The 13,334-nt window shown below is 67.5% G+C and carries 15 protein-coding genes; 7 read left to right on the forward strand and 8 right to left on the reverse strand.

Annotated features, from left to right (window positions below; all coding sequences use genetic code 11):
- Window positions 1-75: 75 nt before the first annotated feature.
- Window positions 76-423: a DUF6319 family protein gene (locus CRM90_RS09215; RefSeq protein WP_102806767.1), complete on the reverse strand. Its 348-nt coding sequence runs from the start codon at window positions 421-423 to the stop codon at window positions 76-78.
- 215 nt (window positions 424-638) lie between these two features.
- Window positions 639-1,991, reverse strand: a complete 1,353-nt coding sequence (locus tag CRM90_RS09220; protein WP_102806681.1) for a cytochrome P450 — start codon at window positions 1,989-1,991, stop codon at window positions 639-641.
- Between the two features lie 121 nt (window positions 1,992-2,112).
- Here CRM90_RS09220 and CRM90_RS09225 point away from each other — a divergent pair, with 121 nt between their 5' ends.
- The 3 genes from CRM90_RS09225 (at window position 2,113) to CRM90_RS09235 (ending at window position 4,453) form a co-directional block, all read left to right on the forward strand.
- Window positions 2,113-3,405 (forward strand): PP2C family protein-serine/threonine phosphatase, encoded by a 1,293-nt coding sequence (locus tag CRM90_RS09225; protein WP_102806682.1) that lies wholly within the window; start codon window positions 2,113-2,115, stop codon window positions 3,403-3,405.
- 157 nt (window positions 3,406-3,562) lie between these two features.
- The gene (locus CRM90_RS09230; protein ID WP_102806683.1) at window positions 3,563-3,952 is read left to right on the forward strand and encodes an STAS domain-containing protein; all 390 of its coding nucleotides are present in this window, start codon (window positions 3,563-3,565) and stop codon (window positions 3,950-3,952) included.
- A 30-nt stretch (window positions 3,953-3,982) separates the two neighbouring features.
- Window positions 3,983-4,453 carry an ATP-binding protein gene (locus CRM90_RS09235; protein ID WP_102806684.1) on the forward strand — a complete coding sequence of 157 codons (471 nt, stop codon included), beginning with the start codon at window positions 3,983-3,985 and terminating at the stop codon, window positions 4,451-4,453.
- Window positions 4,454-4,456: 3 nt separating this feature from the next.
- On the opposite strand, the gene CRM90_RS09240 is transcribed toward CRM90_RS09235, so the two are convergent.
- Together CRM90_RS09240 and CRM90_RS09245 are read right to left on the reverse strand one after the other, a co-directional pair.
- The gene (locus CRM90_RS09240) at window positions 4,457-4,867 is read right to left on the reverse strand and encodes a Zn-ribbon domain-containing OB-fold protein (RefSeq protein WP_102806685.1); all 411 of its coding nucleotides are present in this window, start codon (window positions 4,865-4,867) and stop codon (window positions 4,457-4,459) included.
- Window positions 4,868-4,869: 2 nt separating this feature from the next.
- Window positions 4,870-6,075: a thiolase family protein gene (locus CRM90_RS09245; protein WP_102806768.1), complete on the reverse strand. Its 1,206-nt coding sequence runs from the start codon at window positions 6,073-6,075 to the stop codon at window positions 4,870-4,872.
- Between the two features lie 93 nt (window positions 6,076-6,168).
- Between CRM90_RS09245 and CRM90_RS09250 the strand changes: the two genes are divergently transcribed.
- The 4 genes from CRM90_RS09250 (at window position 6,169) to CRM90_RS30670 (ending at window position 10,295) form a co-directional block, all read left to right on the forward strand.
- Complete coding sequence (locus CRM90_RS09250) at window positions 6,169-7,035, forward strand: SDR family NAD(P)-dependent oxidoreductase (protein WP_102806686.1); 867 nt, start codon at window positions 6,169-6,171, stop codon at window positions 7,033-7,035.
- Window positions 7,032-8,099, forward strand: a complete 1,068-nt coding sequence (locus CRM90_RS09255; protein ID WP_102806687.1) for an NAD(P)H-dependent amine dehydrogenase family protein — start codon at window positions 7,032-7,034, stop codon at window positions 8,097-8,099. The genes CRM90_RS09250 and CRM90_RS09255 overlap by 4 nt, the downstream gene beginning before the upstream one ends.
- A 2-nt stretch (window positions 8,100-8,101) precedes the next feature.
- Complete coding sequence (locus CRM90_RS09260) at window positions 8,102-8,731, forward strand: TetR/AcrR family transcriptional regulator (RefSeq protein ID WP_102806688.1); 630 nt, start codon at window positions 8,102-8,104, stop codon at window positions 8,729-8,731.
- A gap of 91 nt (window positions 8,732-8,822) precedes the next feature.
- Window positions 8,823-10,295, forward strand: coding sequence for an Hsp70 family protein (locus CRM90_RS30670; protein WP_199189827.1), 1,473 nt, complete (start codon window positions 8,823-8,825; stop codon window positions 10,293-10,295).
- Window positions 10,296-10,301: 6 nt separating this feature from the next.
- Here CRM90_RS30670 and CRM90_RS09280 read toward each other — a convergent pair whose 3' ends face one another.
- From CRM90_RS09280 to CRM90_RS09295, 4 genes are read right to left on the reverse strand one after another with little or no spacing between them, the layout of a single operon-like run.
- Window positions 10,302-10,934 carry an SAM-dependent methyltransferase gene (locus CRM90_RS09280; RefSeq protein WP_102806691.1) on the reverse strand — a complete coding sequence of 211 codons (633 nt, stop codon included), beginning with the start codon at window positions 10,932-10,934 and terminating at the stop codon, window positions 10,302-10,304.
- Window positions 10,931-11,695: a PIG-L deacetylase family protein gene (locus CRM90_RS09285; RefSeq protein WP_102806692.1), complete on the reverse strand. Its 765-nt coding sequence runs from the start codon at window positions 11,693-11,695 to the stop codon at window positions 10,931-10,933. Before CRM90_RS09285 ends, CRM90_RS09280 begins: the two co-directional genes overlap by 4 nt.
- Window positions 11,692-12,621 (reverse strand): acyl-CoA dehydrogenase family protein, encoded by a 930-nt coding sequence (locus CRM90_RS09290; protein ID WP_102806693.1) that lies wholly within the window; start codon window positions 12,619-12,621, stop codon window positions 11,692-11,694. Before CRM90_RS09290 ends, CRM90_RS09285 begins: the two co-directional genes overlap by 4 nt.
- Entirely contained in the window at window positions 12,618-13,334 is a 717-nt protein-coding gene (locus CRM90_RS09295; RefSeq protein ID WP_233209237.1) for a glycosyltransferase family 2 protein, read from the reverse strand. Before CRM90_RS09295 ends, CRM90_RS09290 begins: the two co-directional genes overlap by 4 nt.

Raw genomic sequence — 13,334 nt, forward strand, 5'->3', positions numbered from 1 at the left:
CCGATTCGAAACCCGTAGGTGCGGCTTCACCTGCATGTCGCGCTGATCTCGGTGACATCACGGCCGGTTGCGGCGTCAGTCCAGATCGGCAAGAGCCGCGCGAGCGGCCTCCAGCTCGGCCTCGAGTGCGGCAACCCGGGCGGCCTGCTCCGAGCGCGCTTCCTCGATGACGTCGTCGATCGGAGCGGCCAGATCCTGATGCAGTTCCCTGGCTGCCCGCGACACGGCGGCCGCCGCGATCGCGAGGTTGCGGGCCACGTAGGTGGTGCCCCGCTTGAGTTCGGCGCGCCATTCGCCGTCGGCCGTACCGGTGACCGTGAGGGTGAGTTCAAGCGTCTTGGTCTTCTTGCCGGCCTTCCTGGCCGGCGCCTTCACGGGCTCGGTCGACTCGGCGGGCGCAGGCGGAACCGGGTTGTCGGCCATCGTCGTCTCGATCGGGCGAAGCAACGCCTCGGGCCTGTCAGCGCGGGTGGACGGTGCTTCGGTTGCCTGGGTGTCTAGGGTCGTGGTCACGTCGAGTTCCTCCTGAACAACATTCGCAGCGGCTTGCACGTGCGCTCAGTAGAACATACGTTCGACGGATGGCAAAGCGATCCGTGGGGCATGTCGTGGCCGAGAACGGCCGATCGGCCGACGAATTATGTTGTTGCCGCTGTGTTTTCGTGACCCACGATCGGGTGTGGCGTCCGCCGTCCTGTCACCGTGATTCGGCCGCCGTGCTCGGGTGTGAGGATGACGTGCTTGACCCGCTGCCGTTCACCGCGTTCCGCGGTGGTCGCGAGGTTGACCCGGCGCAGCACTTCCTGCAGTACCACCCGCATTTCGGCCATGGCGAACGTCGCGCCCAGGCACCGGCGCGCGCCGCCACCGAACGGCAGCCACGTCGTCGGGCTCAATGTCGCGCCGATCATGCGATCCGGATCGAAGCGGTCCGCGTCGGGGTAGATCCGGTCGTCGGAGTGCACCAGCCCCACGCCGGGCGCCACCATCACGCCGGGCGGCAACAGATGTCCGGCGATCTCGACGGGCTGTTTGAGGATCCGGCCGACGTCGAACACCACCGGTCGACTACGCAGGGTTTCCTTGGCCACCGCATCCAGGTACTCGTCGTCGCCCACCTCGGCCGCGCGCACCGCTTTGGCCAGCGCCGCGGGATTGCGGCTGAGCCGCTCCAGCGCCCAGGACAACCCGGTCGCCGTGGTGTCGTGCCCGGCGACGAGCAAGGTCATCAATTGGTCGCGCAATTCCGCGTCGGTCATCGTCCGGCCGGCCTGATCGGCCGCGCGCACCAGCATGGCCAGGGCGTCGGTGCGGACGGCCAGGTCGGGGGCGGCGCGGCGCTCCGCGATCTCGGCATACAGCAGCCGGTCGGCTTCCTCGATGCGGCGGCGCACCCCGCGCCACGGCAGCCGTTGCTGCAGGCTGGGCGTCCCGATCGCCAACAGTTGGAAGGCCGACAGGTTCAGCAACCGTGGCAGTACCTCGCGCAGCTCTGCCAGTCGGGTTGGATCACTGGCGCCGATCACCAGACGCATGATCACCTCGAGCGTGATCTGCGACATCTTCGGTGCCACCGGGAACGCCGTGCCGACCGGCCAGCCGGCGATGTTGGCCGCCGCGATCTCGGCCATCACCTCGGTCTGGCGCGCCACCGCGTCGCGGTGGAAGGGCTCCAGCATCAGTCGCCTGCGGTCGCGGTGCACCTCGTCGTCGACCACCAGCACCGACGCCGGGCCCAGCAGGCCGGACAGCATCGAGTTCGCCTCGCCCGCATGGTAAATCGCGGGATCGCCCGCGAACACCTGCCTGATGTCGGCCGGATCGTCGAGATACACCAGAGTGCCCATGCCGGCGATCCGCAGCGTGAAGGTGCGGCCGTAACGGCGACGGCATGCCGAGACGAATCGCGGCCAGTAGCGCAACATCAGCATGGCTTGCACGACAGGCGGCAGCGCGGGACCCGGTGGCAGCGGCGACGTCTTATTAGACATGAGTCCAGTATAGGAAGAAGATGCCCCGGGTCCTCGGGATCGAACGAAAATCCTGCGGACGGCGCGAAGTGATCAACGCGCGTAGGGTTGAAATGTCAACTAACCGGACGGCCGAAAGCCCATGGTGACCACTGATTTCACTGCACCCAGCAGCGCAGACGTGGAAAGCGAACGACTGCGGGCCCTGCACCGTTACGCAATTCTTGACACCGCACCCGACGCGGCATTCGATCGCATCGCCCGGGTGGCCGCCCGATCGCTGGACAAGCCCATGGCGACGATCACATTTGTCGATGAGCACCGGATCTGGTTCAAGGCGACGTACGGCGTCGAGGGCCTTACCGAGATTCCGCGCGAAGCGGGGCTGTCCAGCCTGGCGATCGGCGACAACCGGACCTATGTGGTTCGCGATACCGCCACCGATCCGTACGTCTCCCGAAACCCCAGCGTCGCGGGTGATTTCGGAATCCGCTTCTATGCCGCCGCGCCCGTCACGACAGACGATGGGCATCAGCTGGGAACTGTCAGTGTTCTCGACTCCGAGCCGGGTGACGTCACCGACGACCAGCTGGCCACCCTGGAGGATCTCGCCGCAATCGTGATGAAGGCACTCGAACTGCGACTGTCGGCGCTGACGACGGTTCGTGCCGAGCGCGAACTGCGTGACACCGCCCAGCAGTACGCCTCAGTGCTGCAGCGCGCCCTGCTGCCGTCGGCGCTGCCGGTGATCCCCGGTCTGTCGATGGCGGCGCACTATCACCCGGCCGCTTCCGGTCAGGTCGGCGGCGACTTCTATGACGTGTTCGGCGTGGCTCGCGACGAGTGGGCCGTTTTCCTCGGTGATGTCGAGGGCCACGGGGCGGGGGCCGCGGCCGTCACCGCCCTGGTGCGCCACACCCTGCGCGCGGCGGCTCTGCACTACGACGACCCGACCGACGGCCTCGACGAGCTCAACGCGGCGCTGATCGCCGACGCAGAAGAGCGACGATTCTGCACCGTCTTGTCGGGAAAGCTTCGACCCGAAGCCGACGGTTTCCGGATCACCCTGGCGACCGGGGGCCATCTGCCCGCTCTGCTGCTGGATCGCGACAGCGGATCCATTCGTCCGGTTCGCTCATCGGGCGGCATGTTGATCGGTGCCGTCGCGGACGCGACGTTCGAGGCGTGCGAGACGTTGCTGAGCCCGGGGCAAACCCTGCTCCTCTACACCGACGGGATCGTGGAGGCCCGGCCCGACGGGCACACCACCTTCGGCGAATCGGCCTTGCGGCTTTTCCTGGCTGAGCGGGTCGGACTGCCGGCCACCGAGCTGGTGGCCGAGTTGGCCGAACTGGTAGCTGTACTGCGTCCCGACGACGATGTGGCGTTCTTGGCGTTGACTGTGATTGACGCATCCGTTGGCGCGGTGCGTTAGCCTTGGACGGTCGGCCCGGTAGAATTTCGGGCATAGACAACGCGCCGCAAGCAGATCGGCGCACAGAGCTAGTAAGTTCTTGCCAGGTTCAGACGGAAGCCTCGCAGGCATTCTATGATTGCGAGCGCGCCGTCCGGCGCGCGTAGTGAGGTGAATCTTGGACGAACAAGCCACTGCCACCACCGGCACGACCACTGCGGCCAACACTGGGTGCGTGATCAACGAGGAGTGGTTCGGGCGGACGGTCGTCATATCTGCAGCCGGCGTAGTCGACATGCTGACGTCGCCTCAGCTCGAGGCCAGCATCACCACCTCGCTGACCAAGAACCCGACTGCCATCATCGTGGACCTGTCCGACGTCGACTTCCTGGCGTCCGCCGGAATGGGTGTTCTCGTCGCCGCCCGCGACAAAGCGTCCGCGGAGATCGGCTTCGGTGTCGTGGCCAGCGGGCCAGCCACAAGCCGGCCGCTCAAACTGGTCGGCCTCGCCGACATCATCGGCCTCTACGCAACATTGGATGAGGCGCGCGCCGCACTTGGTGAGTAATTCTCGGAAGTTGGGTATAAGAGATTTGCCATGACGACACCGAGTTACTCAAGTCACACAGCCGACGGTGACCGCTTCGCGCGCAACGATGTCGTCGCTGATGCGCACAACGCAGCCAGGGTTCGCGATGAGTTCGCGACCTGGCTGCGGGCCTGCGGAGATATCGATCGAGTTCGTTTCAGCGACATCGTGCTAGCGGTCAACGAAGCGCTGGCCAATACGGCCGAGTTTGCCTACCTCCTCAAGGGCGGGGTCGGCACCATCGACGTGGAAGCCGTGCGCGACGGCAACACCCTGACGATCACGATCGCCGACCAAGGTCAGTGGCGGGAGTCCACCCCCGCCACGCAGAGCCGCACGCGGGGTCGCGGCATCCCGTTGATGCGGGCGGTGGCCGATGACGTCACCATCGACTCCTCCGCGCTGGGCACCACCGTGTGCCTGCGCTTCGAGCAGGTTCACGCAGTCCAGAAATCCGACGACGACGCCCGAGTCGGATAGCTCTCAGGCCGGCTCGTAGCGCAGCATCGTGACGCCCGCGTCGGCATAGTCGCAGAACACCGGCTTCAGTCGCATCCCGATTTCCAGCTCCGCGGGTTCGGCGTTGACGATCTCCGTCGAGAACCGTGGCCCCTCATCCCATTGCACGACCGCGAGTAGCTGAGGCACCTCGCCGGCAAAGTGTGGTGCGACTGGCCGGTAGGCCACCGTGTACGTATACAGCGAAGCGGCTCCGGAAATCTCCCGCCATTCCAGATCGTCGGACAACGTGCCCGGCGCCAGCACCCGCGGGTAGAACACGTACTGCTGAGCCGACGGCGAATACTGAATCCGGATCCGGTGCTCGGCCAGGGCATCCCAGAACGGTTGGGTGGTCGGCGTCGGGATCGGCATCGGCTTGTCGAAGTCGCCCATGATTAGTCGCCTTCCAATACCAGGGTGGTTTGTTCGCTCAAGATGCCGCCATTGCCGGAGACGAAGGCACGGTTGCAGTCTGTGACCTGGGTGGCACCCGAGCGGCCCATGATCTGGCGGGTGGCGTCGCAGATGTGGTGCATCCCGCCGGCAGTGCCGGCCTGCCCATAGCCGAGCTGCCCGCCTGCGGTGTTCATCGGGAAATCGCCGCGGAACGTGAGGTCGTGCTCGGCGACGAACTGCAGGCCCTTGCCCTTCTGGCAGAAGCCGGCGTCCTCCAGACTGAGCAGCACGGTGATCGTGTAGCAGTCATAGATCGACACCATGTCCATGTCTGCCGGCGTCAGCCCGGCCATCGAGAACGCCGACGCCGCCGCCTTGATCATCGGAGTCTGCAACAACTCCTGGGCGTACGTCGGCGTCTTGTACGGCACCCGCTCGCCAAATCCTTTGATCCACACCGGGCGGTTGACGCTGCGACGGGCCAACTCGGCTCCGGTCACCAGCACCGCGGCGCCGCCCATCACCGGCATGACGATCTCGAGCATGTGCAACGGTGCGGCGATGACCGGACTGGTGAGCACGTCGTCGACGGTGATCGGCACGTCGCGGAAGATCGCGCCCGGCGTGTGGTTGGCGTTGACCCGTTGGTCGACGCTGATCTTGGCCATCACCCGTTCGTCATAGCCGTAGGTGGCGCCGTAGAGCGTCGCGACCTGACCATAGGGACCGTTCTGGCCGAGATTGCCGTAGGGGATCTCGAATTCGGCTTGCGGCGAGCCGTACCTGTTGCTCGACGCCCCGAAGTACATCAGCTCACTGACGTCGAGCGGCTTCTGCGCACTGACCGGTGTCATCGGTGTCGCGGGGATCACGCACAGCACCGCGTTGCACAGGCCCAGCTCGATGGCCGCCGCCGCCCGCCACACCATCGCCGCCGCGCTGGCCCCGCCGAGGTCGACCATCTCGGCGAAATTGGCTTTGATGCCCAAATATTCGATGACCGTCGACGGTACGAAGATCTGGGACTCCTGCAGATGCGTGGTGCAGATCCCGTCCACGTCGGAGGCCGACAAGCCGGCGTCGTCGAGGGCGGCCTTCGCCAGCCGTGCCCACTGCTCGAGGGTGAACTCGAGCGGGCCGGTCGGTCGCTTCGTGGAGGGAAGTTCGGTGTAGCCGACGATCGCGGCCTCTCCGCGCAGACCCATGCCGTCGTCCTCCAAGTCATTGCCCAATAACATTGAGCATGTAATCATATTGAGCGCTTAATGAGAATTGGATCCGGCGAGAGGTAGCTCACAGTGGCATCACCCCTGGACGGCAAGGTCGCCGTCGTCACCGGCACCAGCCGCGGCGTGGGCCTGGGCATCGCGCACGAATTACTGCGCGCCGGAGCCACTGTCATCGGCTGCTCACGCCGACCCCTCGATGCCATGCCCGGGGTGGCCGACAATCCGGCGTGGCTGGACCGTTCCTCGCAGCGGGTGTGCGACCAGGGCGACTACCGGGCCATCGACCACTTCGTCGACCAGGTGGTGGCCGACTACGGCCGCATCGACATCTTGGTCAACAACGCCGGGGGCACCGTGCCCGCGCCGAATGTCGAGAGCATCCCGAGCCTCGTCTCCCACATCCAGGGCGCGCCGACCTCCGACGACGAGTACGAACGCACAGTCTTGTTCCACGCCTTCGCGATCCAGATGAACCTGATCAGCCCGATGTGGTTCGCCATCCGGGTGTTCCGGCAGATGCGTGAACAGGACGGGGTCGGTTCGATCGTCAATATCTCCAGCGGCGCAGGACATCCCGCCGGTTCCCCGACGCTGGTGTCCTACGGTGCGGCGAAATCCGGCCTCAACCATCTGACCCGATCGCTGGCCGAGGAATGGGGACCGAAAGTTCGGGTGAACTGTTTGGCGCTGGGGCCGACGATGACCGACAACTTCAAGTCGTTCGTATTGCCCAAGGACGACCCGAACGGCGAGAAGTACTTCCACGCCGTGCCCATGCATCGCGCCGGAGAGCCTGATGAGGTGGGCCGCGCCGTGGTGTTCCTGTGCGGTGGCACAGCCGATTTCATCAACGGCACCACCATTGAGATCGACGGCGGCATGATGCCCGGTGTGCTCTACGAAGCCGGCCTCAAGACGATCACGGATCTGCTGTGAAGCGCGTCATCCAGTTCGCCACCGGCAACGTCGGCAAGCATGCGCTGCCGCTGATCATCGAGCGGCCCGACCTCGAGTTGATCGGGCTGCACGCCCACGGCCCCGACAAGGTCGGCCGCGACGCCGCCGACATCTGCGGCCGCTCCGAACCCACCGGGGTCATCGCCACCAATGACATCGACGCGCTGGTGGCTCTCGGCGCCGACTGCGTCGTCTACACCTCCCAGGCCGAAATGCGCCCACAGCAGGCGATCGAGGAGATCTGCCGATTTCTGCGGGCCGGCATCAACGTGGTCGGCACATCGATGGTGTGGCTGGTCGCTCCCCATCATGCTGACGCCTGGATCAGTGAACCGCTGGCTGCGGCCTGTGCCGAGGGCGGCACCTCGCTGTACATCAATGGCGTCGACCCCGGCTACTCCGGGGACAGCCTGGTCTACACCGCGCTGACGCTGGCCGGGCGTGCCACCGGCATCACGGTCTCGGAGATCTGTGACTACGGCAGTTATGACGACGCCGAATTCACCGGTGTCAGTTTCGGTTTCGGCACCACACCGGACCACACGCCGATCATGTTCACCCCGGGTGTGCTGTCCTCGCTGTGGGGCGGCCAGGTCCGCTCACTGGCTGATGTCCTGGGGGTCACGCTCGACGAGGTGCGGGAGTCGCACGAAAGCTGGGTGACACCCGAACCGATCGACTGCACGATGATGAGCGTTGCACCCGGTCACGTCGCCGCCGTCCGGTTCGCGGTGCAGGGGATCCGTGACGGGCAGCCGGTGATCACCATGGAACACGTCAACCGGCTCACCCCGATCACCGCGCCGGACTGGCCCTATCCGCCGGACGGGCGCCTCGGCGTGCACCGCGTGGTCGTGCATGGCAACCCCGGGGTGGAGATCAACACCCACCTGGGCCTGGACGGCGTCGACCACAACGACGGCGGTGTCATCTCGACCGCGGCGCGCGCGGTCAACGCGATCGACGCGGTATGCGCCGCACCCGTCGGCCTGGTGTCGGTCAAGGACCTACCTGCCGCGCATGCCGACCGCGTGATGTGGTGACGATGACACCCAAGATCGCGCCGCGGCGCCCGCCCGGCGGGAGTCAGGAACGTGCCGAACGCACCCGTGAGTCGGTGCTCGACGAGACGGTGCGCTGCGTCGTCGAAGAGGGGTTCGCCGCCGCCAGCGCCAAGCACATCGCCGAACGCGCCGGCGTCACCTGGGGCGTGGTGCAGTACCACTTCGGCGACCGCGACGGCCTGCTGATGGCTGTTGTCGACCGGGGTTTCACCGAACTGCTGGAACTGCTGCGCAGCCTGCCGCCGCCGTCGCCCACGCAGAGCCGCCGCAAGCGGGTTGAACTGGTGGTTCACGCCGCGTGGGCGGCGTTCTCCAGCCCGACCTCACGCGCCTCGCTGGAGATCCTCATCGGCACCCGGGCCATGCGCGACAAACGGGGGACCCGTCACCTCGTCGAATTGCAGAAGGCCATCTCAGATTTGAGCCGTGACATCGCCGAGGGGCTGGACAATCCACACGCGGCGGCCATCGGCGACCTGATCTGGGCCACCATGCGCGGGCTGGTGATCACCCAGTTGGTCATGGCCGGCGCTGCGCGCAGCAATCGGGAGCTGACCGCGCTGGTCGACGTGATCTGTTCTTACCTCGATTGCCACGGGCAAAGGCAATGAGCACCAAGCAAAGTCACAGTTAGGTCATAGGGGCGTGCCGAATCGGCGCGCCTGAGTGACTTTCGCACCGAGCCTTGGTGATCATGGCCGGATGACCGAACCGCTGGGTATCTCCGTGGGCACAGCCAGCCTGGTCGCCGCGCGGGCCGGGGCGGCGCCGGTGATCTGTCCCGCCGCGGTCACCCTCGGCGACCAGCTGTGGACCGATTTCGTCGACCGCGTCGGTGATCCGATCCCGCTGACGGGTGACGACGGCTTCGCCTATCGCGCCGAGCAGCTGCTGGCCGCGGCACTGTCCGGGCTGGCCGACACCGAGGGCTCGGGTTTGGCGGCGGTCTCGGGGATCGCGGTCCCGGCGCACTGGGGACCCGGCCGCCGTGACGCGCTACGCGATGCGCTCTGGAATCTGCCGGCGCTGGCGTCGGCGGCCGCTCCGCCGGTGCTGGTTTCCGACGCGACCGCGGCGCTGCGCTCACTGCAGAGCGATCCCGGGCTGCCCCGACATGGGGTGATCGTGGTGTGCGACTTCGGTGGCGGCGGCACATCCGTCACCCTGGCCGACGCGGCTGCCGACTACCGCCAGATCGGCGAGACGACCCGGTTCGCTGAACTGTCCGGCGAGGACACCGAATTCCTGCGCGCGTTGGACGGCACGTTGGAGCGCGCCAGGATCGGCCGAGCCGATGTCAGTGCCGTCGCCGTCATCGGCGAATCGGCGACACCGGTGGCCACGCGCCAGCTCTCCGAGCACCTGCAGATGCCGGCCACGGTCTCAGCCCATCCCCACCTAGATGCGGCGCTGGGGGCGGGCCTGGCCGCGGCCCGACAGCTGGCCGCCGATGCGCCGACCGGCATGGCGCCCGCGCCGTTGATTGCCGACCCCGGTCCGCAGTCGGCAACGATGGCCGCTCCGCTTGCCTGGTCCAACGACGACGCGCCGGATGAGACCGGCGGGTACGAGCCGTCCTACGGCTACAGCGACGCCGACTACCGCGATTACAGCGACGCCGAGGACGACGACCTGTCGATCCTCGGTGGGGAACCGCCTCAGAAGCGCGGATCCAGCCTGACCCGCAGTGTGCCGCTGCTGCTCGGCGGGGCGGCCGCCGTCGCTGCGGTCGCCGTCGGCGGCTTCGCCTACACCCTCACCGGGACCAGCACGCCGAGCACCCCATCGGTCAAACCCCTTCCGGCGACCGCGGTTTCGTCGATCGTGAGCCCACCGCAAGCGCCGCCGCCTGCGGAAACCGTCACGATGACCAACCCGCCGGTCCAGACCGTCACGGAGCAGGCGCCCGCCCAGCAGGCCCCGACCACCATCGTGACCGTGGAGACCACGACCACGACCCCGCCGACCACCACGACCACGACGACAACCACCACCACAACGACAACGACGACGACAACGCCGACAACCACGACCACGACACCGACCACCACGACGACCACCACCGACTGGGACACCACGACCACCTCGACGCGCCGGCCGTTGATCCCCGGATTGCCGCCGCCACCACGGATTCCCGGCCTGCCGCCGGCACCTAACCTCAACGTGATGCCCTGACGGTGCTCAGCGGGGCTGGGCTCCCGGCACGCTCGTGCGCGCGGCGACCGATTGCGCCGAGCCGGTATCGAACACCGCGATGGTGACGTCGTCGTCGCGGTATCCGCCGATCCGGTGCAGTCCGGGTGTAGCGGCGATGATCGCGGTCACGGCGTCACCGGATAGCGGATAGTCGGACACCGGGTGACGCCAATGGGCGCTGAGGATCGTGGCGTGCGGCTGAAGCCGCGGGATTTCCCGGGCCAGGGTTTCCTGCAGTGTCGCAGCGTCGAAGTAGTAGCCGACTTCGGAGATCACGACCAGATCGAAATCGGTTGCCGGCCATTCGGTATCGAATGAGCGATTCAACAGTGTGACGGAGTCGCGCAATCCGCGGGCGCGCAGCCTGGCGTCGGCGTGCGCCAGCGCGGCGTCGGCGACATCGACGGCTGTCACGTGATCGCATCGGGTGCTCAGCTGTTCGGTGAGCACCCCGATCGAGCATCCCGGCTCGAAGGCGTGCTGGTACCGCTCGCGGGGGAGTAGCGCCATCGTGATCGCATACTTGCGCCGTTCGTACCACCGTGAGGCGAGCTCCCACGGATCGGCGGACTCGGCGTAGAGGGCGTCGAAGTAGCTGTGAGGCAGACCGGACGTCACCGGAACACCACCTCTCCGACACGATCCAACCGCTCCAACACATACGGCGGAAGAATCGGCTCGCGGCCGGCGGCGTCGCTCTCGAGCTGACTTCGAAACGACGCAACCGCCTGCCGTTTACGCTGCACCGCAACCGGATCCGTGACGATCCGTACGGCGTGCCGCCACGGCACGGCGTCATCTCCGGGACGGGCCCAATGCCACATCCAGATCGGATACTCCAGCAGCACAGCCCCGGTGCGGGACGTGGCGACAGCAGCGGCCCGGCCAACCGCTTCGTGATCGGGATGACCGTCGCCGCGCCACGTCGCCGCGCACCAGGTGCCCGCAGGGCGAGCCGTCAGAATGGCGGTCAGGATATCGGCGAGCCGGGATTCGTTCTCGTCGAGCTTGCCGTCGGGAAGGCCGAGGAAATCCGGCATCGGAAGACCGAGAGCCGCTGCCGCGGTGCGTGATTCACTGCGCCTGGACTCTTCGAGTCGAGCCTGCTCGGCGACCGACAGTCCCGGCCAGGCCGCACCGCCGTCGCTGGCGATGACGGTACACACCTCGACGCCGCGGGCCGCGACCTCGCAGGCCGCTGCCCCGAAGCCGAGTATCTCATCGTCCGGATGGGGTGCCACCACGACCAGGCTCGGGCACTGGTCCAGTGATAACGGCGCAAGCGGGTCCAGGTGCCGAAGCCATTCCTCGGCGGGTGTTCCACCGCCGGAGATCGGCACGGCCGCGAACCGTGCCGCGTTGCCGGGCGGCGCGCTCATCGGGCCACCAGCAGGCCCAGCGCCGCGAGATCCTTCTCGGCGTGACTCTGCCTGACGTACATGGTCAGATCGGCGACGCGGCGGGCATGGGCCTCATCCATGGCCAGCGGTGTGGGGCCCAGTGCCCGTGCGGTTCGGCCGATGGCCTCGTCGACCGCGGTTTCGACGGCGGCCCGTAGTCGCCGGGCCGCGACCTGTCCTGTGCTGCGCGGCGCCGCGTCCACCTGTTCAGCGGTACTCACCATCAGGGCGTCCGCCGCGGCCAGAGCGGCATCGACGGCGCCGAGATGCGCTGCGGCGTAGGGTTTGTCGCTCTGATGCTCGGCGACCGCGCGATACAGCGGTGCTGCCACCGCGCGGGCCGCACCCAGCCAGCAGGCCGCCACGCCGGCTGCGCCGTGCCAGAAGCCCGGCCGGGTCAGGTACTCGTCGGGACCGCCGACCGGGGTGGCCGGCGCGGCGCTGAAGCGCACGGAGCGGGTGTCCGAGTCGGCCATGCCCGCGTTACGCCACGTGCTCGCCAGCGGCTGAACGCCCGGGCCGTGCAGGTCGACGGCGTAGAGGCCGCGGGCACCTGTCTGGGTGTGGGCTGTCACCAGCGCGTCGGCGCACAGCCCGGCGCCCGAGCACCATGCCTTGATGCCGCTCACCGTCACACCGTCGTCGTCGTGATGCGCGGTGACGGTCGCGCCGGGCGCCTCGGCTGGCCACACGCCCCACAACCGGCCCGGCTGTGCCCGCGGCCCGTGCAGCTCGGCGAGGATCGCAATCGCGTCGGTGTGCGCCTCCGCCAGCCGGCCGGCCACCACATCGCGTTCGCACAGCGCGGCCAGTGTCTGCCAGCGGGTGAGGGTGCCACCCGAGCCGGGTAGCGGCAGGTTCAGCTCGCCAGCGTCGAGCCAGCGCTGCACCGTCGTGATGGTCATGCCGAGTCGCGTTGCGGATCGGCCATCATCCCCCGCAAATGGGCGGCGAATCCGGCTGGGGCGCGACCGATCTGGCGTGCGGACGTGGTCACCGAGAGTCGGGTGTCGCGCCGGATCCGGAATCCGGCCACCTCGAATCGATGGACCAGATCGACGTCCTCGCCGCTCGCCAGTGGGCCGAATCCACCGACATGCCAGTATGCGTCAGCTGCGAAACCCATGTTCGCGCCGTGGACGTGGTCGTGCGCGACTCGGCCTGGCTGGATCTTGGCGTGATACGCGCGAAGGTATCGGCGAACGGCATTGACCGGGATCTGGCGCCAGCTGGCGATTCGCACGACGCCGAGCACCATGTCGGCACCTGCGCCGAGTTGGCGGACCAGCCAGTTCGCGTCCACCCGGCTGTCCGCGTCGGTGGTTGCATACCAGGTGGTCGGGCCACTCAGACCCTGGTCGCGGGCGAACGAGAAGCCGGCGGCCCGCGCCTCGCCCACGTTGTGTGCGTCGATCTCGAGGAAGTGCACATCGGTGCCGAAACGCTCCGCCAGTGCGCTGCTGCCGTCGTCACAGCTGTCCAGCACGATCACCACGGTGACCGCGACATCGGCCCGCGCGGCCGCAGCCGCAATCGCCGTCAGGCATTCCGGCAATGCCGACGCTTCGTTGTGGGCGGGGACAACGATCACCGCGCGGTCGAAATCAGCAGCAGTCAC

Origin of the sequence: Mycobacterium sp. ENV421 (assembly GCF_002887815.1) — a bacterium.
Lineage (GTDB): Bacteria > Actinomycetota > Actinomycetes > Mycobacteriales > Mycobacteriaceae > Mycobacterium.